This window comes from Arthrobacter sp. 35W, from assembly GCF_000482545.1.
GTDB lineage: Bacteria > Actinomycetota > Actinomycetes > Actinomycetales > Micrococcaceae > Specibacter.
In genome coordinates, this window is the sequence record NZ_KI519455.1 from 1,074,165 (window position 1) to 1,096,319 (window position 22,155).

Here is a 22,155-nt window from a genome sequence, read left to right on the forward strand (position 1 = left end):
ACAACATTTTCATGTTGCCGACTCGCCCACCTTGCCAGCCAAACCACAATGACCAGCCCAGCTGGTCAAAGGGCTAAGCTGTCTGCAAGCATGTAGTTCCACGTCAAGGTTTTTGTGATTACCTCCGGTCCCCTGGACCCGGTTCGTCATGGCACCGGCGTGCCCACGATTTTTTTGAGGATGAAAGGCGGAACCATTCCGTGAAGTTCCGAGTCGAACGGGATGTCCTGGCCGAGGCCGTCAGTTGGACAGCCCGGTCCTTGTCTCCGCGGCCCCCGGTTCCCGTGTTGTCCGGTCTGCTGCTCAAGGCAGAGGCCGGCACTGTGTCGCTGGCCAGTTTTGACTACGAAATCTCCGCCAGGCTGCAGATTCCCGCCGACATCACCACCGAGGGAACCATCCTGGTTTCCGGCCGCTTGCTTGCAGACATCTGCCGCAGCCTGCCTTCGGCTCCGGTCGACGTTGAAACCGACGGTTCCAAGGTCACGCTGACCTGCCGCAGCAGCCGGTTCAACCTGGCCACCATGCCCGTCAACGACTACCCCGAACTCCCGGCACTGCCGGAACTGAGCGGAACAGTCAACGGCGAGGCCTTCGCGCAGGCCATTTCCCAGGTGATCATTGCCTCAAGCAAGGACGACACCCTCCCCATCCTGACCGGCGTCAAGATGGAGATTGAGGATGATCTGATCACCCTTTTGGCCACCGACCGCTACCGTCTGGCCCTCCGCGAGGTCCACTGGAAGCCCTCCACACCGGGCATTTCCACGTCCGCGCTGGTCAAGGCCAAGACCCTCAACGAGGTGGCCAAGACCCTTGGTGGTTCCGGAGAGCTGAACATCGCGCTCTCGGACAATAGCGAACTCATTGGCTTCGAAAGCGGGGGACGCCGCACCACCTCGCTGCTGGTCGACGGCGACTACCCCAAGATCCGCTCGCTTTTCCCCGAAAACACGCCGATCCATGCCACTGTGGAAACGTCAGCACTGGCTGAAGCGGTGCGCCGTGTCTCCCTGGTGGCAGAACGCAACACTCCTGTCCGCATGGCTTTCACCGACGGCCAGCTCACCCTCGACGCCGGCACCGGCGAAGATGCCCAGGCGTCCGAGGTGCTCGAAGCGGCATTGGTGGGCGATGAAATCACCGTTGCCTTCAACCCGCACTACCTGAGCGAAGGTTTGAGCGCGTTCGACAGCAAGTACGTCCGATTCTCCTTCACCAGCGCGCCGAAGCCGGCGATGATCACGGCCCAGGCCGAGCTCGATGGCGAAGACCAGGACGACTACCGCTACCTCGTGATGCCGGTGCGTCTGCCAAACCAGTAGCCCACCAGCAGGCCCCGGCCGCCAAGGCCCGGGGACAATCCGCCATGTAAAACCCTTTCAGTAAAGGAAAATGCCGTGCACATTGGTCTCGTCGGTCTCGGAAAAATGGGTTTCAACATGCGCGCCCGCCTGCGCAATGCCTCCATCGAGGTTTCGGGTTTCGACAGGAACCCCGAGGTCTCTGACGTGGCAAGCCTGGCGGAGCTGGTCGCTGCTGTTCCGGCCCCCCGGCTCATTTGGGTGATGGTCCCCTCAGGTGACATCACCGATTCCGTTGTCAACGAGCTTGCCGGTCTGCTGGAACCGGGCGATCTGCTCATTGACGGCGGCAATTCCCGCTTCACCGAAGACCAAAAGCACGGCGCCATGCTGGCCGAAAAGCAGATCGGTTTCATGGACATTGGCGTGTCCGGCGGCGTCTGGGGCCTGGAAAACGGCTACGGACTGATGGCCGGCGGCTCCGATGAGGATGTTGCCCGCGCCCTGCCGTTGATTGACGCCCTCCGCCCTGAGGGTGAGCGCGCCGACAGCTTCGTCCACGTCGGCGGAATCGGCGCCGGCCACTACGCCAAAATGGTGCACAATGGCATCGAATACGGCCTGATGCAGTCCTATGCCGAGGGCTACGAGCTGCTCGCCGCCAAGGACATCATCAAAGATCTGCCCGGCACGTTCCGTGCGTGGCAGAAGGGAACCGTTGTCCGGTCCTGGCTGCTGGACCTGATGGTCAAGGCCCTGGACGAGGATCCGGGACTGGAGTCGATCGACGATTATGTTGAAGATTCCGGCGAGGGCCGCTGGACCGTCGAGGAAGCCATCGCCAATGCGGTGCCCGCACCCGCGATCACTGCCGCCCTCTTTGCCAGGTTCTCCTCCCGTGAGGACAACTCCCCTGCCATGAAGATGGTCTCTGCCCTGCGCCACCAGTTCGGTGGGCACGCCACCAAGCCCTCCGGGTCCTGACCGCAAAAGGTTTTCGTGTATCTGGAGCACCTTTCCCTCACCGATTTCCGCAGCTACGCCCAGGTTGATCTGGCCTTGGGGCCGGGCACCACTGTCCTGGTGGGCTCCAATGGACTCGGGAAAACCAACCTGGTGGAAGCCGTCGGCTACCTGTCCACGCTGAGTTCGCACAGGGTCAGTTCGGATGCGCCGCTGCTGCGCTTTGGCACCGAGCGGGCCATGATCCGGGCGAAACTGGTCCGTGGTGAGCAGTCGGTGATGCTGGAAGTGGAGCTCAACGCAGGGCGGGCCAACCGGGCGCGGATCAACCGCGCCAATCCGGTGCGCTCCCGCGACATCCTGGGCATCTGCCGCACGGTGCTCTTCGCACCGGAGGACTTGGCCCTGGTGAAGGGTGATCCGAGCAATCGGCGTCGTTTTCTCGATGAGCTTCTGGTCACGCTGATGCCGCGGCATGCCGCCACCCGCAGCGACTATGAACGCGTCCTCAAACAGCGCAATGCCCTGCTCAAGAGTGCGAAGTCGCAGCATTATTCGCGCTCGGGCGTCAATGAGGGGCACCTTGCCACGCTGGATGTGTGGGACGCCCACATGGCGGCCGCCGGTGCGCAGTTGTTGGCGGCCCGTCTTGAACTGTTGGAAAAGCTGATGCCGAAGCTGGCCACCGCCTATGGCCAACTCACCGATGGATCCAAGGAATTGCAGGCCATCTACCGCTCGACACTTGAGGAACCGCTGCCCGACGACGACGAGTCGGCACCGCACGCGGGCGGCCCGGCCGCCGGGTTGGGCGCGCTGTACGGACTGGGCATTCCCGAGCTGACGGAACGCTATATCGAGGCGTTTGCCGCCTCCCGCCGACGCGAGGTGGAACGGGGATTGTCCCTGGTGGGACCACACCGGGACGAGCTTGAACTCATTTTGGGCCAGGCCCCCGCGCGCGGCTACGCCTCCCACGGCGAGACCTGGTCTGTGGCGCTGTCCCTGCGGCTGGCCTCCTACTATGTGCTTCTTGAGGATGCGGCCATCGAGGGCAACGCCCCCATCCTGATCCTCGACGACGTTTTTGCCGAGCTGGATGTCCAGCGTCGGAGCAAATTGGCCGCCATTGTCTCCAGTGCAGAGCAGGTGCTGGTCACCGCAGCCGTGGAGGCGGACATTCCCGCCGAGCTCCGCGGCGCCCAGATCCGCGTGATTCCGGGCGGAGTGGTTCCCGTAGCGGAGCCGGGCACAGTGGTGGCGGGTGATTCGACGCCGGTGGATGGGATGCCGGCTGGCGCCGTCGTAGAGGAACCATTGGACGAACCAGGCCATGGCCACTGACACACCGTCGGGCAAGGCCGGCGGCCGGGGCGATGACAATCCCGGCGAGCACACCACCGAGGTGGATGCGGCGCAGGCTGCCCTGAACCGGATGCGCGAGATCGCCAAGAACCGCGGTGAACTGCGGATTCCGCGCAGCAGACTGGGCATGGACGCCAAGCCCAAGAAGGTGCGCGACCGGCCGTTTTTGGACAGCAAGGATGCCGGACGGGATCCGCTGGGTCTGGGAAAGGTGGTCAGCCGGCTGGTGAGCGAACGCGGCTGGAGCTCGCCCGTTGCCATCGGATCCGTCATGGCGCAGTGGAAAACCCTGGTGGGCGAAGACATTGCTGCGCATTGCCAGCCCGAGAGTTTTGAGGAAACCACGCTGCACGTGCGCTGTGATTCCACCAGCTGGGCCACCCAGCTGCGGCTGCTCAGCTCCTCGCTGCTGGCGCGCTTTGATGCCGAACTTGGCGCCGGCGTCGTCACCAGAATCCAGGTCCTCGGCCCGGCGGCGCCAAGTTGGAAGAAGGGATTCCGGACCGTCAAGGGCAGGGGCCCCCGGGACACCTACGGGTAGATGGGCCCGCGCCGCGGGAAGGCACTGCTGGCCGCCTAAAAGGGGCTGGGCCACAATGCCCCCTATTAGAGGGCGGTTGGCGCGGTTCTACAGTGCATATTTGGCCATCCAGGGCCATATTGCGCGTGTTTTCGAGGGCCCGCAAGGTAGAATGGGCGTGAATACTGGACGCCGGAGCGCTGCACCTTGCGGAGCATGCACACGGCGGCTTTAGTTACGTGCCTGCACCACTGCCGGCCCGCTGCCCTCGGGCGTGGGCCGTTCTGGGCGGGCAACCACCGAAGAATAGAGGGGTCGAACGCGCCTGTGACTACCAGCAATCCTCAGAATCCTGAGAACGCGACGAATCCGGACCAGCAGAGCGAGGACGCGCCCGCGGTGCAGCCGGCTGCGGCAGAAACCGCTGTTGGTCCTTCGGCCGCGCACGACGTCCGTGAATACGGCGCCAGCGACATCACCGTTCTTGAGGGACTCGAAGCCGTGCGCAAGCGCCCGGGCATGTACATCGGATCCACCGGCCCCCGCGGTCTGCACCACCTGGTCTACGAAGTTGTGGACAACTCTGTGGATGAGGCCCTGGCCGGCTTCTGCGACCACATCGAGGTCACGCTCCAGGCCGACGGTGGCGTCAAGGTTGTGGACAACGGCCGCGGCATCCCCGTGGACATCCACCCCACCGAGGGCAAGCCCACGGTTGAGGTTGTCATGACCATCCTGCACGCCGGTGGAAAGTTCGGCGGCGGCGGCTACGCCGTCTCCGGCGGTCTGCACGGTGTGGGCATCTCCGTGGTGAACGCACTGTCTGCCCGAGTGGACACGGTGGTGCGCCGGCAGGGGCACGCCTGGCGCATGAGCTTCGCCGACGGCGGCAAGCCCCAGGGCGGCCTGGTCCAGGGCGAGGCCACCGAAGAGACCGGAACCACCCAGACGTTCTATGCCGATCCGAGCATATTTGAAACGACCGAGTTCGATTTCGAGACCCTGCGGGCCCGCTTCCAGCAGATGGCGTTCCTGAACAAGGGCCTGAAGATCACCCTGACGGACGAGCGCAGCGCCGTCGTCGTGGATCCCGACGCCGATCTGGACCTGGATTCCATCCCGGAGGAGGCCGACGCGGCCGGCCACCGCGAAGTGGTATACCAATACAACGACGGCCTGCTGGACTACGTAAAGTACCTGAATTCCTCCAAGAAGGTTGACGTCATCCACGAGGATGTCATCGCCTTTGAAACCGAGGATGCCGGGCGCAGCATGGCTGTGGAAATGGCCCTGCAGTGGACCACCGCGTACTCCGAAAGCGTTCACACCTACGCCAACACGATCAACACCCACGAGGGTGGCACGCACGAGGAGGGCTTCCGTGCGGCCATGACCTCGCTGATCAACCGCTATGCGCGCGAGAAGAACATCATCAAGGAAAAGGATGACAACCTCACCGGCGACGACATCCGCGAGGGTCTGACCGCCGTCATCTCCGTGAAGCTGTCCGAGCCGCAGTTCGAGGGCCAGACGAAGACGAAGCTGGGCAACTCCGAGGTCAAGGGCTTTGTCCAGCGTGTGGTCACCGACGGACTCGGCGACTGGCTGGAGCGCAACCCCGGCCCCGCCCGCGATGTGATCCGCAAGTCCATCCAGGCCTCCCAGGCCCGCCTGGCGGCCCGCAAGGCGCGCGAAAGCACCCGCCGCAAGGGCCTGCTGGAATCCGGCGGCATGCCGGGCAAGCTGAAGGACTGCCAGTCCAAGGACCCCTCGATCTCCGAGATCTACATCGTGGAGGGTGACTCCGCAGGCGGTTCGGCCGTGCGCGGCCGCAACCCAACCACCCAGGCAATCCTTCCGCTGCGCGGCAAGATCCTGAACGTGGAGCGTGCCCGTCTGGACCGCGCCCTGGGCAATGCCGAGGTCCAGGCCATGATCACGGCCTTCGGCGCCGGCATTGGCGAGGACTTCGACGTCACCAAGGCCCGCTACCACAAGATCGTGCTGATGGCCGATGCCGATGTGGACGGCCAGCACATCACCACGCTGCTGCTGACGCTGCTGTTCCGCTACATGCGCCCGCTTATTGAAAACGGCTACGTGTACCTGGCGCAGCCGCCGCTGTACCGCATCAAGTGGTCCAACGCGGCCCACGACTACGTCTACTCGGACCGGGAGCGCGACGCCGTGCTGGCCGCCGGGCAGGCCGCAGGGCGCCGCATCCCCAAGGACAACGGCATCCAGCGCTACAAGGGTCTGGGCGAGATGGACTACACGGAGCTGTGGGACACCACCATGGACCCGGACCACCGCACGCTGCTCCAGGTCACCATGGATGATGCCGCCGCCGCGGACCAGATCTTCTCCGTCTTGATGGGCGAGGACGTCGAATCCCGCAGAAACTTCATCCAGCAGAACGCCAAGGACGTCCGATTCCTTGATATCTAGGGCCACCCGCCCCGCGCAAGCGCAGTGATATGAATGAATCGACATATATTGGGAACGGAATAGAAATTAATGAGTGACGAAACTCCAGGTACTCCCGGCGACGACGAGGCCATCGAAGGGACCATCACCACGGATCGCGTGGAGCAGGTGGACCTGCAGACGGAAATGCAGCGCTCCTACCTCGACTACGCCATGGCCGTCATTGTGGGCCGTGCCCTGCCGGATGTGCGCGATGGTTTGAAGCCCGTGCACCGCCGCGTGCTGTACGCGATGTTCGACGGCGGCTACCGCCCGGAGCGTTCCTTCAACAAGTGCGCCCGTGTGGTGGGCGAGGTCATGGGCCAGTACCACCCGCACGGTGACACGGCGATCTACGATGCCCTGGTGCGCCTGATCCAGGACTGGACCATGCGCTACCCGCTGGCCCTGGGCCAGGGAAACTTCGGCTCCCCCGGCAACGACGGCGCCGCTGCCCCGCGTTACACGGAAACCAAGATGGCCCCGCTGGCCATGGAGATGGTCCGCGACATCGACGAGGAAACCGTCGACTTCCAGGACAACTATGACGGCAAGAACCAGGAACCGACCATCCTGCCGGCGCGTTTCCCGAACCTGCTGGTCAACGGCTCCTCCGGCATCGCCGTCGGCATGGCCACCAACATCCCGCCGCACAACCTGCGCGAAGTGGCCGAGGGTGTGCAGTGGTACCTGCAGAACCCGACCGCCACCCGTGAGGAGCTGCTCGAGGCCCTGATCCAGCGGATCAAGGGCCCGGACTTCCCCACCGGTGCACAGATCCTCGGCCACAACGGCATCGAGGATGCCTACCGCACCGGCCGCGGCTCCATCACCATGCGCGCCGTGGTGGCCGTGGAGGAGATCCAGGGACGCACCTGCCTGGTGGTCACGGAGCTGCCCTACCAGGCAAACCCGGACAACCTGGCCATCAAGATTGCCGAGCTGGTCAAGGACGGCAAGATTGCCGGCATCGCCGATCTGCGCGATGAGACCTCCGGCCGCACCGGCCAGCGCCTCGTCGTCGTGCTCAAGCGCGACGCCGTGGCCAAGGTGGTGCTGAACAACCTCTACAAGCACACGCAGCTGCAGGACAACTTCAGCGCCAACATGCTGGCCATCGTGGACGGCGTGCCCCGCACGCTGAGCCTGGATGCCTTCATCCGGCACTGGGTCACCCACCAGCTGGACGTCATCTCCCGCCGCACCCGCTACCGCCTGCGCAAGGCCGAGGAGGAGGCGCACATCCTGCGCGGCCTGCTCAAGGCGCTGGACGCGCTGGACGAGGTCATTGCCCTCATCCGCGCATCCTCCACCACCGAGGAGGCCCGCGAGGGCCTGATCCGGCTGCTGGAGATCGACGAGCTCCAGGCCCGCGCCATCCTCGACATGCAGCTGCGCCGCCTGGCCGCTCTGGAACGCCAGAAGATCCAGGACCGCAATGCCGAGCTCGAGGTCATGATCACCGAGTTCAACCGCATCCTGGGCAGCCAGGACGTGCAGCGCGGCATTGTCAGCGACGAGCTGGCCGAAATTGCCGCGAAGTTCGGTGATGACCGCCGCACGGAAATCATGATGGGCTTTGATTCCAACATGAGCATGGAAGACCTCATCCCCGAAGAGGAGATGGTGGTCACCATTACCCGCGGCGGATACGTCAAGCGCACTCGCAGCGACAACTACCGCTCCCAGCACCGCGGCGGCAAGGGCATCAAGGGCGCCCAGCTGCGCGGCGACGACGTGGTGGAGCACTTCTTCGTGACCACCACGCACCACTGGCTGCTGTTCTTCACCAACCTGGGCCGCGTGTACCGGGCCAAGGCCTACGAGCTAGTGGAAGCCGGTCGCGACGCCAAGGGCCAGCACGTAGCCAACCTGTTGGCGTTCCAGCCGGATGAAAAGATCGCCCAGGTGCTGGATCTGCGCGACTACCAGCAGTCCCCGTACCTGGTGCTGGCCACCAAGAGCGGCCTGGTGAAGAAAACCCGTCTGGAGGACTACGACACCAACCGTTCGGCCGGCGTCATCGCCCTGAACCTGCGCGACGGCGACGAGCTGGTGTCCGCGCAGCTGGTCTCGGAAACCGACGATCTGCTGCTGGTCTCCCGCAAGGGGCAGTCCATCCGCTTCACCGCCACGGACGAGGCGCTGCGCCCGATGGGCCGCGCCACCTCGGGTGTGACGGGCATGAAGTTCCGCGGCACGGACGAGCTCCTGGCCCTGGATGTGGTCCGCGAGGATTCCTTCGTCTTCGTGGTCACCGAGGGCGGCTATGCCAAGCGCACCGCCGTCGACGAGTACCGTCTGCAGGGCCGAGGCGGTCTTGGCATCAAGGTGGCCAAGCTGGTCGAGGACCGCGGAGACCTGGTGGGCGCCCTGATCGTCCAGGAGGACGACGAGGTGCTGGTGGTCATGGGTGGCGGCAAGGTGGTCCGCTCCAACGTCAGCGAGGTGCCCGCCAAGGGCCGCGACACCATGGGCGTGGTGTTCGCCAAGCCGGACAAGAATGACAAGATCATCGAAGTTGCCCGCAACAGCGAACGCGGTTTGGATGATGCCGAGGCGGCAGAAACGGCCGACGCCCCCGCCGCTGGGGAGGGCTCACAGGGTGATGAAGTACGGTTGGAAAACGATGAAGCAACAAGTGGAGGTACCGAGTGAGCACGAGTAACTCAAACCCAAGGCCCACTTCCGGCCCACGGGTGAGTGCCCCCGCGCGCCCGCCCCAGCGGCCCGCAGCCGGCGCCCAGCGCCCCGCTGCCGCCCGCCCGGCGCTGGTCAAGCCTGCCCCGAAGGCCAAGGCCCGCCGGGCCCGCCTGCTGGTCAGCAAGGTCGAGCCGTGGTCCGTGTTGAAGATGGCGTTCCTGCTCTCCGTGGCACTGGGCATCATCACCGTCGTGGCGGCCATTGTGCTCTGGACGGTGCTGGACCTGACGGGCCTGTTCGACAAGGTCAACAGCTTGATGACGGACATCCAGGGCACCGAGAGCGGTGGCTTCGATTTGAAGAAGTATGCCTCGCTCGGCCAGGTCGCCTCCTTCGCGACCATCATCGCCGTCGTCAATGTGGTGCTGCTGACGGCACTGTCCATGCTCTCCGCGGTGCTCTACAACATCTCCGCGACGCTGGTCGGTGGCATCGGCGTGACCCTCACGGACGACTAACCGGAGTCAAAATCCTTGAATTGGCGGGCCCAAAAGACCCTTGGGCCCGCCGATTTTGGGAGTTGGGCTTTCATACGGTACAGTTTTATCTCGGCCCGGCAAGGGCCGGAGGGCGCATAGCTCAGGCGGTTAGAGCGCTTCGCTGATAACGAAGAGGTCCCAGGTTCAAGTCCTGGTGCGCCCACGGAAACCAAAGGTTTCTTTGGAGAGAAGGTGCTGTGAAGAAGTTGCTTTTCATCGCAACGGCATTTGCAGGATTCCTTGTGCTCCGAAGGAAAATGCGGGATTCCAAAATCCAGAAATCAACCTGGAGCCAGGCGACTGACACAGTCAACTGACATTGGGTATACTGGATACCTCCCATGGGGGCATGGCGCAATTGGTAGCGCACCTGCTTTGCAAGCAGGGGGTTCGGGGTTCGAGTCCCCGTGCCTCCACCATAGGAGGAAGCACTTCGATCGAAAGATCGGAGTGCTTCTTTGTTTAACAGCGTTCCTCAGCCGCTGGTCCGATGGGCTGTGGCCTTGGGCACAACGACCGTCTGGGCCGGAGCCCACCGGCCGGGGGTGCCCTACTGTTGAACGGTGATTGTCTTCCTTGCCATTCTGGGCATCCTGGGTGTTTCCGCCTCCGGGCCCATCATGGCCGCCACCGCAGCACCGGCTCTGGCCATCGCCTTCTGGCGCACAGCGTTGGGCGCGGCCACCATGGCGGTGCCTGTCGCCTTGGGCCAGCGGTCCCAGCTCGCGAAGCTGCGCTGGGTTGACTACAAGTGGGGTGTGGCAGCCGCCGTCGCGCTGGCCCTCCACTTTGCCTGCTTCATCACCGCCATCAAGTTGACCAGCGTTGCCGCAGCAACGGCCCTGGTGTGCCTGCAGGCGGCCTGGATTGCCATCTTCCAGCTCCTGGGCGGCACCAGGCAGCCGCGGCCCGTCGTCGCCGGCCTGGGGCTGGCCATGGCCGGCGTCGTGGTGGTCACCGGCTTCGATCTGGGGCTCTCGGCAGAGGCCCTCGCCGGGGATGCCCTGGCCCTGGCCGGCGGGGCCCTGGCGGGGCTGTACACGATGGCAGGGGCCCGCGCCCGCAAGACCATGTCCACGGGCATCTATGCGATGCTCTGCTACGGCATCTGCGCGGTGGTGCTGCTAGTGATGTGCCGGCTGTTCAATCAATCGCTGGTGGACTTCCCGCCGCAGGCGTGGATCGGCATCGCCGCCGTCACGCTCGTCGCCCAGATCATGGGGCACACCATCTTCAACCACCTGCTGGCCACGATCAGCCCGCTGGTGGTCTCGATGATGATTCTGCTGGAGATCCCCGGGGCGGCCATCCTGGCCGCCGTGTTCCTGGGTGAGACGCTGCCCGGCGGCACCTACGCGGGGCTGGCGCTGATCATGGCCGGTCTGGGCGTCGTGGTGCTGCGCCAGGGCCGCAGCCAGCTGGCCCGGCGAAAGCCCGACGCCGGCTGACAAGCGGGCCGCCGAGGCCGGCAGCGGCGCTGGGTCCTAGCGCGGGCGGCGTGCGAGCTGGTTGATGCTGGCGGTGTGGACGGCCCGGAGCATCTTCGCGGGGAAGTAGACGGAGAAGAACACCACCATCGGCGCCTTCAAAGCGATCTTGTTGATGTTGTGGGCCTTGTACGTGCGCTCGAAGCGCGTGACGTAGTACCGGTAGTCCCGCGGTGAATCCTCCAGCCGCCGTGCGGACATGCCACTGACCATGCTCGGCACATACTGGACGCGCAGCTCGTGGTCCGCCAGATGCAGGGACAGATCGATGTCCTCATGCATTTCATCGCGCTCATCGAGGCAGGTTTCGTTGCGGATGGCCTCCCAGGCCGTACGGCGCATGGCCATGTTCGAGCCGAAGAGGAAGTGGTACTGGTGTTTGGCAAGGCGCAGCATGAGCTGGCGCATCTTGTCATCGGCCTTGAGGCCAAAGCGGCGCAGCGGCATGTCGTAGTACACCACGGGGCCGGTGAAGGCATCGGCACCGGTGGTCATGAAGGCCTTCTGCACCTCCTCCACCCAATCCGGTTCCAGCACGGAATCGGCGTCGATGCGGCCCAGCACATCCCCACTGGCGTGGTTGAGGCCGAAGTTGCGGGTGGGGATCAGCCCCTGCGCCTCGGTCTGCGCGATCAGGGTGATGGGGCTTTCCGGGTATTCGTGCTGGATCATCTTCACGATGTTGGCCGTGTTGTCGGTGGACTTGTTGTCCACCACGATGATTTCATCCGCGGGGATGGTCTGGTAGATGGCGGCGATCAGGCACTGCCTGATGACACTTTCCTCGTTGTAGGCCGGAATGACAATCGACACCGAAGGCCGCGCGGGATCCACCCGGGGGCTTGTTCCGGGCAGCGGCTGCGGGTCTGGCTCATGGGCGGGACTGGCTGGTTCCGGGGGCATCTTTTCGGGTGACATCAGCACCAATCTAACACTGAAAAAAATTGCGGGACCCCGCAACGGGGCCCCGCAATCCAGTGTTGGTCCATTGTTGTCCTGCCGCGTCCAGAGGCGGCACTACAACACCTTGGAGCTAGGATTCGTCCTTGTGCTTGGCCGCGGCAATGTCGGCCATGGCCTCCTTGGCGTCCTTGGCCGCGGTCTTGGCTGCGTCCTTGAGGCCGCTGTCCTCGACGGCGTCCGTTGCGGCGTCCTTCACATCTGCTGCAGCATCCTTGACCGTGTCCTTGGCGTCGTCCGCGGCGTCCTTGACCGTCTCCTTGACGGTCTCGGCGGCGTGCTTGGCCGTGTCGGCCACCGGGCTGGCGGCCGGGGAGGCCACGGGTGCGGGGATCTTCCACGGGTCGGCCACCGGCTTGGACGCCTTCCATGCTGCCACCGCCGCCGCGCCGGCCGCGGCGATGATGCCCACGATCAGCCAGCCCTTGCGGCCACCCTTCTGCTGGGACTTCAGCGCCGCTGCGGCATCCTTGGCGGCCTTTTCGGCGGCCTTCTCGGCCTTGGCCAAGGCACCCTGGTCGCCGCTGAGGCGGGCAACGACGACGTCGATCTGCTCCGGCGTCGTTGCACCTTCCAGCGCGCGGCCAAGGGCTGCGGCAGCCTCGCCCACCTTGTCCGAGAGCTTGGGCAGGTAGTCGGTGACCACCTTGTCGCGGGCCGAGGACAGCGCGGGGGCGGCCTTGTCCAGCGTTTCCTGGATTCTCGGGCCGGCCTCGTCCACGGCGTCGGAAATCCGCGGCGCCAGCTTCTCCAGCCCCTCCTGGATCTTGGGGGTCACGGCTGCAACACCCTCGGCCGTCAGGTGGGCTGCCTTTCGCAGGCCGTCCTGGACCATGGGGGATGCGCTTTCAATGCCCTTTTCCAGTTTCGGAACGGCCCAGTGCAGCGCCGCGTCGATGTGCGGGCCTGCCCAGTCCTTGGCGTGTTCAACATGGGGCGTGGCCCACTCGCGTGCGGCTTCCACACCCGTGGTCAGAGTCTCCTCCAGGCCGTGGTTCAAGCGGTCTGCGTTCTTCACAACTACCTCCCGAAAATAATGGCATTTCTGGTTTCAGCCTACGGCCAAGTGGTCATGTCGGCCATTCCCTTGGGGGCGTTGCGGCCCGGTTTCCCTGTGGACACGGGCCGCGGAGGGTTCACTGTACGCGGAACGAGGCGGCCGGACAGGCTTGCAAACAGGTGGGCGTGGCAGAATATCGCCATGACTGCTATCCCAACCGCAAAAGCAACCATCAGCACCAGCCTCGGCGACATCGTGGTGAACCTCTTCGGCAACCACGCGCCCAAGACCGTGAAGAACTTCGTTGGCCTGGCCACGGGTGAAATCACCTGGAAGCACCCCGCCACCGGCGAGGAGAGCAACGCTCCCCTCTACAACGGCACCATCTTCCACCGCATCATCAAGGACTTCATGATCCAGGGTGGCGACCCCCTGGGCCGCGGCGTCGGTGGCCCCGGCTACCAGTTCGACGACGAGATCCACCCGGAACTGAACTTCAACGAGCCCTACAAACTGGCCATGGCCAATGCGGGCATCCAGGGCGGCCGCGGCACCAACGGCTCCCAGTTCTTCATCACCACCATCCCCACGGGCTGGCTGCAGGGCAAGCACACCATCTTCGGTGAGGTTGTTGACGCTGAGTCCAAGGCCGTCGTCGACGCCATCGAAGGCGTAGCCACCGGTGCCGGCGACAAGCCCCGCGAGGATGTCGTCATCAACACGGTGACCGTCGAGCAGCTCTAACTCCGCAGCCGCACGACAGTTTCATCTTCAACACCACAGAAGGCCTAGAGACACTGTGAGTTACTCGATTCCGACGGACGGCGCTGCCACCGACGTCCCCGTCTGCCCCCGCCACCCTGACCGCGTTGCCTATGTGCGCTGCCAGCGGTGCGGGCGGCCGGCCTGTCCGGACTGCCAGCGCAGTGCCGCCGTCGGAATCCAGTGTGTTGACTGCGTCAACGAGGCCGCCCGATCCGTCCCGGTGGCCCGCACCATCTTCGGCGGCACGGTCCGTGCCGGCCGCCCCATCGTCACCTTGACCCTCATCGCCATCTGCGTGGGAGTCTTCATCCTCGAATGGCTTGTCCCCAACGACGCCATGGTGCAGAGCCTGGCCTACGTACCCCGCTACACCGAGGACGAGCCGTGGCGCATGATCACCAGCGCCTTCCTGCACTCCCAGGGGTTCCTGCTCCACATCGCCTTCAACATGTATGCCCTGTGGATTCTGGGCAATGCCCTCGAACCCGCCCTGGGCCGGAGCCGCTATCTGGCCCTGTATCTGCTCAGCGCCTTCGCCGGATCGGTGGGCGTGCTGCTGCTCAGCCCCGTCAACACCTACGTGGTGGGGGCCTCCGGCGCCATCTTCGGCCTCTTCGGCGCGCTCTTCGTCGTCCAGCGCAAAATGGGCGGTGACGTCCGCCAACTGCTGGTGCTGATCGCCATCAACGCCGTGCTGGGCTTCGTGGTGTCCGGCATCGCCTGGCAGGCCCACCTGGGCGGCCTCCTGGCCGGCGCGCTCGGCGCCGTCGCCCTCGTCTATGCTCCCCGTGGCCCGCGCCGCAACCTCATCCAGTGGGGCGGCCTGGCGCTCGTCGCCCTGATGCTCATTGGATTGACCGTCTACCGCGTCGCCGCCATCAACGCCTACTACGCCCTGGGCATCCAGCTCTGATCCCCCGGCGTCCAGCCGATTACGGTCCTCAGGGCCGCAGCCGGGCATAGCTGCCGGCCCAATGGAGCAGCGGATCCACCGCTTCCTTCGCGGCAGCGTCCGCCGAGGACCCCATGCCCAGCACCATCCCGACCACAAGCAGATGCGTGGCGGCGGTGTGGATGGCCGACGTCTCGAGTTCAAAGTGGGCCAGTGAGCCGTCGATGACCGCGGCTCCGGTCTCCACACCGCGCTGGAACGGCACCCTGGCCAGCAATCCCTCCAACGGCGTGCCCGGACTCGCCAGCCAATTGGCTGTGCCCTTCTGACCGTAGGCGAGGACGCTCAGCGCCCAGCGCCCGGAACCGGCGACGGCCGCCGCCAGCCGTGATTCGGCGTAGAGGCTGGCCAGCAGGGTGGGCGGATCCCAGGACACCGTCAGAAAAGAGCCCACGGTGCCCGCGTAGTCCCGCCCCTGCCACACCGTGCTGACGACGGCGACAGCCGTCGCCGCTTCGCTTGAGAGGCGCCTGAACTCGTCGATGTCGCGCTGCTCGGGTTCCGGCCGCGCCAGTCGGTGGTTGGGTGCTGAAGCTGTGCCATCCATGGCTCCATCGTGGCACGGCGAACGCTTATCCACAGCTCTGTCCACAGTTGGGCATAACTTACAGAGCTGTATTTCTAATACAAACTGACCTATTAGAACACTTGTTTCTCCACAGGGTTATGCACAGTGGGTATAACTTACGCACATGTAATTCCACAGCTGTGGATGAGATTCCCGCGGGTCTGGGCGTTTCATGGGGAAAGTTTCTGGACAACTTTTCCACGTCTGTGGATAACTTTGGCAACAGGGGTGGATAACCCTATGTTCGAATACCCACTGTGGATAACGTTGCGGGGTTATCCCCGGCAGTGGATAACTCTGGGGACTACTCCCGGGTATCAACAGGGAGCCGCAGGCGGCAGAGTGGAGGCTTAACGACGAAGGCCGGGACCAAGGATGATCCTTGGTCCCGGCCTTCGTCCGGTTCTGGCAGCCGCCCCAACTGGGTGACAGTTATCCCACGTTCCGGGCCCCGGAGTGTGTCATAAGTGTCACCTAGTTGGGCTACTCGGCCATGGGGATGCGCACGCCGCGCTCCTTGGCGACCTCGATGGCGCGGTCGTAGCCGGCGTCGACGTGGCGGATGACGCCCATGCCGGGGTCGTTGGTCAGCAGCGCCTCGAGCTTGGCCGCGGCCAGCTCGGTGCCGTCTGCCACCGACACCTGGCCGGCGTGGATGGAGCGGCCGATGCCCACGCCGCCGCCGTGGTGGATGGAGACCCAGGTGGCGCCGGAGCTGGCGGCCGTGAGGGCGTTCAGCAGGGGCCAGTCGGCGATCGCATCGGAGCCATCGGCCATGGCCTCGGTCTCGCGGTACGGGGAGGCCACGGAACCGGAATCCAGGTGGTCGCGGCCGATGACGATCGGTGCCGACACCTTGCCCTCGGCCACCAGGCGGTTGAACAGCAGGCCGGCCTTGGCACGCTCGCCGTAGCCAAGCCAGCAGATGCGTGCCGGCAGGCCCTCGAACTCGACGTGCTTCTGCGCGGCGTCGATCCAGCGGTGCAGGTGCTCGTTCTCCGGGAAGAGCTCCTTCAATGCCTCGTCGGTGACGCGGATGTCCTCGGGGTCGCCGGAGAGGGCAACCCAGCGGAAGGGCCCAAGGCCCTCGCAGAACAACGGGCGGATGTAGGCCGGTACGAAGCCGGGGAATTCGAAGGCGCGGCTGTAGCCGCCCTGGCGGGCCTCGTCGCGGATGGAGTTGCCGTAGTCGAAGACCTCGGAGCCGGCGTCCTGGAACTCCACCATGGCCTGCACATGGCGGGCCATGGAATTCTGGGCCTTCTTCGTGAAGCCCACCGGATCGGCCTCCGCCTCGGCAGTCCACTGGTCCAGGCTGTACTCGGTGGGCAGGTAGCTGAGCGGGTCATGGGCGCTGGTCTGGTCCGTGACGATGTCGATCGTGAACTCGCCGGCGAGCTGGCGGCGCAGCAGTTCCGGGAACACCTCGGCGGCATTGCCGACGATGCCCACGGAGAGCGCACGCTTTTCGGCCTTGGCGGCCAGCACCTTGGCGACGGCGGCATCAAGGTCCGTCTCGACGTCGTCCAGGTAGCGCTTGCCCATCCGGCGGCGCAGACGCTCTTCGGAGACGTCCACAATCAGGCATGCGCCGCCGTTGAGGGTGACGGCAAGCGGCTGGGCGCCGCCCATGCCGCCGCAGCCGCCCGTGAGGGTCAGGGTGCCTGCCAGCGTGCCGTCGAAGCGCTTGTCCGCAATGGCGGCGAAGGTTTCGTAGGTGCCCTGCAGGATGCCCTGGGTGCCGATGTAGATCCAGGAACCGGCCGTCATCTGGCCGTACATCATCAGGCCCTCGGCCTCGAGCTTGCGGAACTCGGGCCAGTTGGCCCAGTCGCCCACGAGGTTGGAGTTGGCGATCAGCACACGCGGGGCCCACTTGTTGGTGCGGAACACGCCCACCGGCTTGCCGGACTGGACCAGCAGGGTTTCGTCATCCTCCAGATCGGCCAGCGTGCGCACGATCGCGTCGTACGCTTCCCACGAGCGCGCGGCGCGGCCGGTGCCGCCGTAGACCACCAGATCTTCGGGGCGCTCGGCCACCTCGGGGTCCAGATTGTTCATCAGCATGCGCAGCGGTGCTTCGGTCTGCCACGACTTGGCCGTGAGCTCCGTGCCGCGGGCGGCACGGATGGTGCGGGAGGGGTCATGCATCGTTGCCATGGGAAGTCCTTTGTTTGCGGGTGAAGCGCCATGGCACCGTCCGTGGTGCCCGCTTCGCTAAGCCATAGCTTCATCTAAGCCCAGAAAGACGCTGCCCAGACAGGGGTCTGCCCGCCAATCTGTCCGGTATCACAGACGATCTGCGTCCCGGGGCGGTGCGGCGCCGCTGCCGAGGTTCAGCGGTCCACCGGCCCGCACCGGCCGCGGTGGACCCTACGCGCCGGCCGGGCGCAGCCGCCGGGAGATCTCCCGGGCGCAGCGGGCCACTTCCGGTGCCCAGTTCAACGCCAGCTCCTCGATCCCCACCGTGCGTTCCGGCGTCGTCCCGGCCGCGGCATGGCGTGCGGCCGACGCCGGAGTGAGGGCGGGGCGGTTGGCGACGGTCAGCGTCACGCTGGCCACCGGGTAGCCGCTGCGGTCAAGGACCGGGGCGGCGACGGAGGAAAATCCATCCGTCACCTCATCCTGCTCCCAGGCATAGCCGGCGGCCCGCACCTGCTCCAACAGGGCCGCCAGCTCGGGCAGCGAGCCTATTCCGCCGTCGTTCCTGGAAATGAAGGAATCGGCGTCGGGATAGAGGGCAGCCACCTGGCTCGCATCCATGGAGGCCAGCATGGCCCGGCCGCTGGCCGTCAGGTGGGCCGGCAGGCGGACCCCGGCGTCCGTGACCAGCGGGCGCTGGCGGGGTGCGCGCTCCTCAATGACATAGACGACCTCTCGACCGTGCATCACGGCCAGGTGGGCGGTGCGTTTGGTGCGGGCGACGAGTTTGGCCAGCGGAAAACGGGCGATGCGCTGCAGCGGCGCCTGGCGCGAGTATCCGGTGCCGAGCTCATGGGCCGTGGCGCCGAGGGCGTATTTGCGCTCCTCGGGAAGGTGGACCACAAAGCCGTCATCGATCAGCGCGGTGAGCAGGTGGTAGGTGGTTGAGCGGGGAAGGCCGATGTCACGGGAGATGGTTGATGCTCCCACCGGGCCGGCCTGGGAGGCAACGTAGCGCAGCACGGCAAGCACATTGGTGGCCGCGGGAACCTGCGGACGGATCTCGGCGGGACTCATGCTGCAAGGATACCGCCGGGTCGTCTGTCATTGCAGACATCAAGGGGGCCTGCCGGCGGCGCCGCCGCTTCGGCAGCGCCGGCCAATGGCCGCGATGAAACCCCTCGACGGCGCGCCACCACTGACCTAGACTGACCCCAGCGGTGCACCTTTCCCATCTGGGAGCCATGGGTGCATCGCTGGACTTTTCTGGGGTGGCCCCATGGCCAGCGGTGCGGCTCGGGAACAAAGGGGGCAGGGTGTCGCGACGGTCGATGGTTGCTGACATTGTTCAGGAACTTCGTGGGGGAACCGGCCACGGGGTTTTTCTCGTGGGACCGCATGGTGTGGGCAAAACGTGGCTGGTTGGCCAGGTCTTGGCGGCCTTGGGCACAGATGTGGCAGTGATCCGCTTGTCGCCCAGTGCTGCGCTGTCCCGCATCCCCTTTGGCGCGGTGAATGCCCGCATCTCCACGACGACGGGCCCGCACGATGATTTCTACAGCGTGCTGGCCGCCTTGGCGGAACAGGTTGTCATGGCGGGCCGGCCCGCAAGCGGCGGCACTGGCGGGGTGGTGCTGGTGGTGGACAACGCCGGCCAGCTGGACGCCGACAGTGCAGCAGTCATTGCCCAGGTGGTGTTGGACGGCCCGGCCAAGCTGATTCTGGTGGATCATTTGGGTGCCGGCGGACATGCTCTGCACCAACTGTGGCGCGACGGCGTACTGGTCCGGCACGAGCTCGGGCCACTGGTTGCCGGTGAAATCCAGGGGCTGATGGAGCAGATCCTCGGCGGCAAGGTTGCCGGTGCGGCAGCGTCCTATATGGCCCAACGTTCCGGGGGAAATGTCGGAGTCTTGAAGGGGCTGCTGGCCGGGGCATTGGAGCAGGGAACCCTGCGCGACATCGACGATGTGTGGACCCTGGACCACCCCGGCGACCATCTGGGAGCCGAATCCAAAGACTTTCTCCGCATGGATCTGGGGGCTGTGGGCGCGGCATCGCGGCGCATCGTCGATATTCTGGCGCTGGCGGGTCCGCTGCCTTTGGACACCGTGCTCCGCCTGTGCAGCGCCGATGAACTCGACGAGGTGCAGCAGAGCGAGATCGCGACCATTACGCTGGGCCGGCAGGTGATGGTGCAATTGGCCCGCCCGGCCTACGGCGCAGCCATCCGCGAACTAGTCCCCGTGGGCCGCAGCCGCGCCCTGCGGGCCGAGGTGGCTGCGGTGTTCGACCCGGTGGCCCTGGACCTGCACGATGCCATCATCTCGGATGTGGCATGGCGCCTGGACTGCGGCCACACCGTTGATGACGAGTTGCTGCTGCGGGCTGCGACCCTGGCCAATTGGCATATGCGCACCAGTGACGCGCTGCGGATCAGCGGCCTCGTGGACAGCGGGCCACTGCAGGCCGCGGCACTGGCCCAGCAGTCATTGGCTGCCTTCTATTCCCTTGACCTCCCGCTGTCGCGCACCCTGGCGGCCCGGTCCATGGCACTGGCCGACAACGCCGCGGCTGCTGTCGACGCGTTGGAGGCATTCTTCCGCTCCAATGGATCGGAGCCGGCGTTTGGCCTGCTCTTTGACGAGGCGCTGGCCGATTTCCACCGCCGGTTTGGTCCCACCAGCCCCGATGGCGACGCCGCCTCCCCCGGCTACCGCGTTGAAATCGTCCAGGCATTGGTGGATCTTTCGCTGGGCCGGCTGGCCGCCGTCGTCGGACGGACGGAAGCCCTTCTCGCCAACCCGGCCCTCGCTGACAAGGGACTCATGGCCCAACTTATGGGGATGCGCTGCGAGGCGCTGTCCGCTTTGGGGCGGTCGGATGAGGCAGTGGCCATGGCAGGGATGGTGCTTGCGCTGCTGGATGAAGCAAACTTTCCCCGGCCGGACATTTCAGTGCTTGCCTACGCCCGCGCGTGCGCCGCCATAATCCACCACGATGATTGGGCGCTTGCCGCACGGCTGCTGGAAGACGCCGGCACGGTGCACCACAGCCTGATCCTTCCCAGCGGCGGGCTGCGGCATATGGGACTGGCCATGATGTTCACCCGGATGGGCCGCATCGACGAGGCGCTGGTCCAGCTGCGCCCCTGCCTGTCGGCACTTGCGGAATTCGATCCGTGGCTGGTGCGGTCCGCAGCATTTGGCATCAGCGCCTATTGCCTGGCGCTGCGGGGCGACGACGCGGCGGCCAGGCAGCGGCTGGACGAGCTTGCCGGGATGTCAACGCGCGGCAACGCGGTGTACGCGCTGGAGGGGGCCGCCTACGCCTCAGCGGCCGAGGCCATCATGGGCGACAGCACAACGGGAGTGGATGAACTCAGGCGCATCCTTGCCTACTGCCACGACCAAGGTTTTGTCCGCACCGAATTCACCGTCGCAATGCTGATGGTTCGTGTGGGGGACCCCTCTGCAGTGGACCGCATGCTGGAATTGGCCGAAGCCATCCCGACCCTGCACCGCGGCTTCTACGTGGCCTACAGCCAGGCGATGGCCGCCCAAAAAGGCGAGCTGCTCGAGGAGGCCAGCGTTGCAGCCGCGGCATACGGGTTCGATCTGCTGGCCGCGGAATTGGCCGCATGCGCGCAGGACCGTTTCCTCCACCGCGGACAGCAGCAGCGCAGCCGCAAGGCCGCAGCCGCTCTGGCTGCCATCCGGGACAGGATGCCGGGCATCGTGTCACCCATGTTTACAGCTGTCGACCGGCCCGAGCTGACACGCCGCGAGGCCGAAATAGCCCGTTTTGTGGCCGCCGGCCACAGCAACCATGACATTGCCGACCGTCTGCAGGTTTCACTGCGGACGGTCGAGGGCCACCTCTACCGCATGTTCATCAAGCTCGACATCAAGTCCCGTGATGAGCTGGCCCTCATCACCCGGTCCCTGCTGGGAGCCGGTACGTCCACGTAGTCCCAGCTGGTCCAGCCAACAGGGTCCTTTCGCCGTGCCTGGCCTCTTTACAAGGTGCGGTGCCCGGTGCCTACAGTGAAATCATGGCGGCAACGACGCCGGCACAATCCAAAGGATGGCAGAGAATGGCTGACACTGAAGACAACTCGCGTCCACAGAAACCGGGCGACCACGGCCGCTACGTTTCAGGCTCCTACGGCCAGGCCGGTTCGGTGCCGGGCCATCTCGCCGAAGAGCCGGAGGGCCGCTATGTGGAGGGCGACTATGGCGAAGCAGGCGAGGAGGATGCCCTCACCGGCGCCGAGGCGGGCCGCTACGAAGAGGGCGACTACGGCGATGCCGGGTCGGAGGGCGGCCAGTCCCCCACCCATGCCCCCGGCCGGTACACCGAGGAGGACCGCGGCGGCAAGGAATAGACGACGGCGGTGCCTCCACCGGTTGAACCGACGACGGCGGCGCCCCCACCTAGGGGGCACCGCCGTCGTCGTTGGCCTGCCGAAGGCCGCAAGA

General features: G+C 65.5%; 18 protein-coding genes and 2 tRNA genes. 15 read left to right on the forward strand and 5 right to left on the reverse strand.

The features are described from left to right. Positions 1-200: 200 nt before the first annotated feature. The 11 genes from dnaN (at position 201) to K254_RS0117100 (ending at position 11,248) form a co-directional block, all read left to right on the forward strand. On the forward strand, positions 201-1,325 hold the full coding sequence (dnaN, locus tag K254_RS0117055; protein WP_026556389.1) for a DNA polymerase III subunit beta: 1,125 nt from the start codon (positions 201-203) through the stop codon (positions 1,323-1,325). Positions 1,326-1,400: 75 nt separating this feature from the next. Then, the gene (gene gnd / locus K254_RS0117060; protein WP_026556390.1) at positions 1,401-2,288 is read left to right on the forward strand and encodes a phosphogluconate dehydrogenase (NAD(+)-dependent, decarboxylating); all 888 of its coding nucleotides are present in this window, start codon (positions 1,401-1,403) and stop codon (positions 2,286-2,288) included. 15 nt (positions 2,289-2,303) lie between these two features. Then, the gene (recF, locus tag K254_RS23835; protein WP_081710209.1) at positions 2,304-3,611 is read left to right on the forward strand and encodes a DNA replication/repair protein RecF; all 1,308 of its coding nucleotides are present in this window, start codon (positions 2,304-2,306) and stop codon (positions 3,609-3,611) included. Beyond that, positions 3,601-4,173, forward strand: coding sequence for a DUF721 domain-containing protein (locus tag K254_RS0117070; RefSeq protein WP_026556391.1), 573 nt, complete (start codon positions 3,601-3,603; stop codon positions 4,171-4,173). The genes recF and K254_RS0117070 overlap by 11 nt, the downstream gene beginning before the upstream one ends. 378 nt (positions 4,174-4,551) lie before the next feature. Next, the gene (gyrB, locus tag K254_RS0117075; protein ID WP_026556392.1) at positions 4,552-6,600 is read left to right on the forward strand and encodes a DNA topoisomerase (ATP-hydrolyzing) subunit B; all 2,049 of its coding nucleotides are present in this window, start codon (positions 4,552-4,554) and stop codon (positions 6,598-6,600) included. Positions 6,601-6,669: 69 nt separating this feature from the next. After that, on the forward strand, positions 6,670-9,276 hold the full coding sequence (gene gyrA / locus K254_RS0117080) for a DNA gyrase subunit A (protein WP_026556393.1): 2,607 nt from the start codon (positions 6,670-6,672) through the stop codon (positions 9,274-9,276). Next, complete coding sequence (locus tag K254_RS0117085; RefSeq protein WP_026556394.1) at positions 9,273-9,779, forward strand: DUF3566 domain-containing protein; 507 nt, start codon at positions 9,273-9,275, stop codon at positions 9,777-9,779. The genes gyrA and K254_RS0117085 overlap by 4 nt, the downstream gene beginning before the upstream one ends. A 110-nt stretch (positions 9,780-9,889) precedes the next feature. Next, positions 9,890-9,963 (forward strand) — tRNA-Ile (locus tag K254_RS0117090). A gap of 34 nt (positions 9,964-9,997) precedes the next feature. Next, a complete protein-coding gene (locus tag K254_RS26510; protein ID WP_442853060.1) occupies positions 9,998-10,117 on the forward strand; it encodes a DLW-39 family protein in 120 nt (39 codons plus the stop codon). Positions 10,118-10,143: 26 nt separating this feature from the next. Further along, positions 10,144-10,219: transfer RNA gene (locus K254_RS0117095), tRNA-Ala, on the forward strand. A gap of 144 nt (positions 10,220-10,363) precedes the next feature. Continuing rightward, positions 10,364-11,248 carry a DMT family transporter gene (locus K254_RS0117100; protein ID WP_026556395.1) on the forward strand — a complete coding sequence of 295 codons (885 nt, stop codon included), beginning with the start codon at positions 10,364-10,366 and terminating at the stop codon, positions 11,246-11,248. A gap of 36 nt (positions 11,249-11,284) precedes the next feature. On the opposite strand, the gene K254_RS0117105 is transcribed toward K254_RS0117100, so the two are convergent. Further along, positions 11,285-12,205 (reverse strand): glycosyltransferase, encoded by a 921-nt coding sequence (locus tag K254_RS0117105; RefSeq protein ID WP_196810992.1) that lies wholly within the window; start codon positions 12,203-12,205, stop codon positions 11,285-11,287. A gap of 115 nt (positions 12,206-12,320) precedes the next feature. Continuing rightward, a complete protein-coding gene (locus tag K254_RS0117110) occupies positions 12,321-13,265 on the reverse strand; it encodes a hypothetical protein (RefSeq protein ID WP_026556397.1) in 945 nt (314 codons plus the stop codon). 183 nt (positions 13,266-13,448) lie between these two features. On the opposite strand from K254_RS0117110, the gene K254_RS0117115 reads away from it, so the two are divergent. Both K254_RS0117115 and K254_RS0117120 read left to right on the forward strand, forming a co-directional pair. Continuing rightward, positions 13,449-13,991, forward strand: a complete 543-nt coding sequence (locus K254_RS0117115) for a peptidylprolyl isomerase (protein WP_026556398.1) — start codon at positions 13,449-13,451, stop codon at positions 13,989-13,991. A gap of 55 nt (positions 13,992-14,046) precedes the next feature. Beyond that, on the forward strand, positions 14,047-14,925 hold the full coding sequence (locus K254_RS0117120) for a rhomboid family intramembrane serine protease (RefSeq protein WP_026556399.1): 879 nt from the start codon (positions 14,047-14,049) through the stop codon (positions 14,923-14,925). Between the two features lie 28 nt (positions 14,926-14,953). Here the strand turns inward: K254_RS0117120 and K254_RS0117125 are convergent, their stop codons facing one another. The 3 genes from K254_RS0117125 to K254_RS23840 form a co-directional block, all read right to left on the reverse strand. Then, positions 14,954-15,511, reverse strand: a complete 558-nt coding sequence (locus K254_RS0117125; RefSeq protein WP_051389328.1) for a flavin reductase family protein — start codon at positions 15,509-15,511, stop codon at positions 14,954-14,956. Between the two features lie 504 nt (positions 15,512-16,015). After that, positions 16,016-17,692: a urocanate hydratase gene (hutU, locus tag K254_RS0117130; RefSeq protein ID WP_026556401.1), complete on the reverse strand. Its 1,677-nt coding sequence runs from the start codon at positions 17,690-17,692 to the stop codon at positions 16,016-16,018. 213 nt (positions 17,693-17,905) lie between these two features. Beyond that, entirely contained in the window at positions 17,906-18,751 is an 846-nt protein-coding gene (locus K254_RS23840; RefSeq protein ID WP_081710211.1) for an IclR family transcriptional regulator, read from the reverse strand. Positions 18,752-18,918: 167 nt separating this feature from the next. Here K254_RS23840 and K254_RS0117140 point away from each other — a divergent pair, with 167 nt between their 5' ends. After that, complete coding sequence (locus K254_RS0117140) at positions 18,919-21,645, forward strand: helix-turn-helix transcriptional regulator (protein ID WP_081710212.1); 2,727 nt, start codon at positions 18,919-18,921, stop codon at positions 21,643-21,645. Between the two features lie 125 nt (positions 21,646-21,770). Then, a complete protein-coding gene (locus K254_RS23845; RefSeq protein WP_051389329.1) occupies positions 21,771-22,061 on the forward strand; it encodes a hypothetical protein in 291 nt (96 codons plus the stop codon). Positions 22,062-22,155 lie beyond the last annotated feature (94 nt).

Excerpts from the sequence above, each read along its gene's own strand:
- K254_RS0117105 (WP_196810992.1), bottom strand. The coding sequence starts at position 12,205 with ATGTCACCCGAAAAGATGCCCCCGGAACCAGCCAGTCCCGCCCATGAG.
- K254_RS23845 (WP_051389329.1), top strand. The coding sequence starts at position 21,771 with ATGGCTGACACTGAAGACAACTCGCGTCCACAGAAACCGGGCGACCAC.
- K254_RS23840 (WP_081710211.1), bottom strand. The coding sequence starts at position 18,751 with ATGAGTCCCGCCGAGATCCGTCCGCAGGTTCCCGCGGCCACCAATGTG.
- K254_RS0117115 (WP_026556398.1), top strand. The coding sequence starts at position 13,449 with ATGACTGCTATCCCAACCGCAAAAGCAACCATCAGCACCAGCCTCGGC.
- K254_RS0117070 (WP_026556391.1), top strand. The coding sequence starts at position 3,601 with ATGGCCACTGACACACCGTCGGGCAAGGCCGGCGGCCGGGGCGATGAC.
- K254_RS0117125 (WP_051389328.1), bottom strand. The coding sequence starts at position 15,511 with ATGGATGGCACAGCTTCAGCACCCAACCACCGACTGGCGCGGCCGGAA.
- gyrA (WP_026556393.1), top strand. The coding sequence starts at position 6,670 with ATGAGTGACGAAACTCCAGGTACTCCCGGCGACGACGAGGCCATCGAA.
- K254_RS0117140 (WP_081710212.1), top strand. The coding sequence starts at position 18,919 with ATGGGTGCATCGCTGGACTTTTCTGGGGTGGCCCCATGGCCAGCGGTG.
- hutU (WP_026556401.1), bottom strand. The coding sequence starts at position 17,692 with ATGGCAACGATGCATGACCCCTCCCGCACCATCCGTGCCGCCCGCGGC.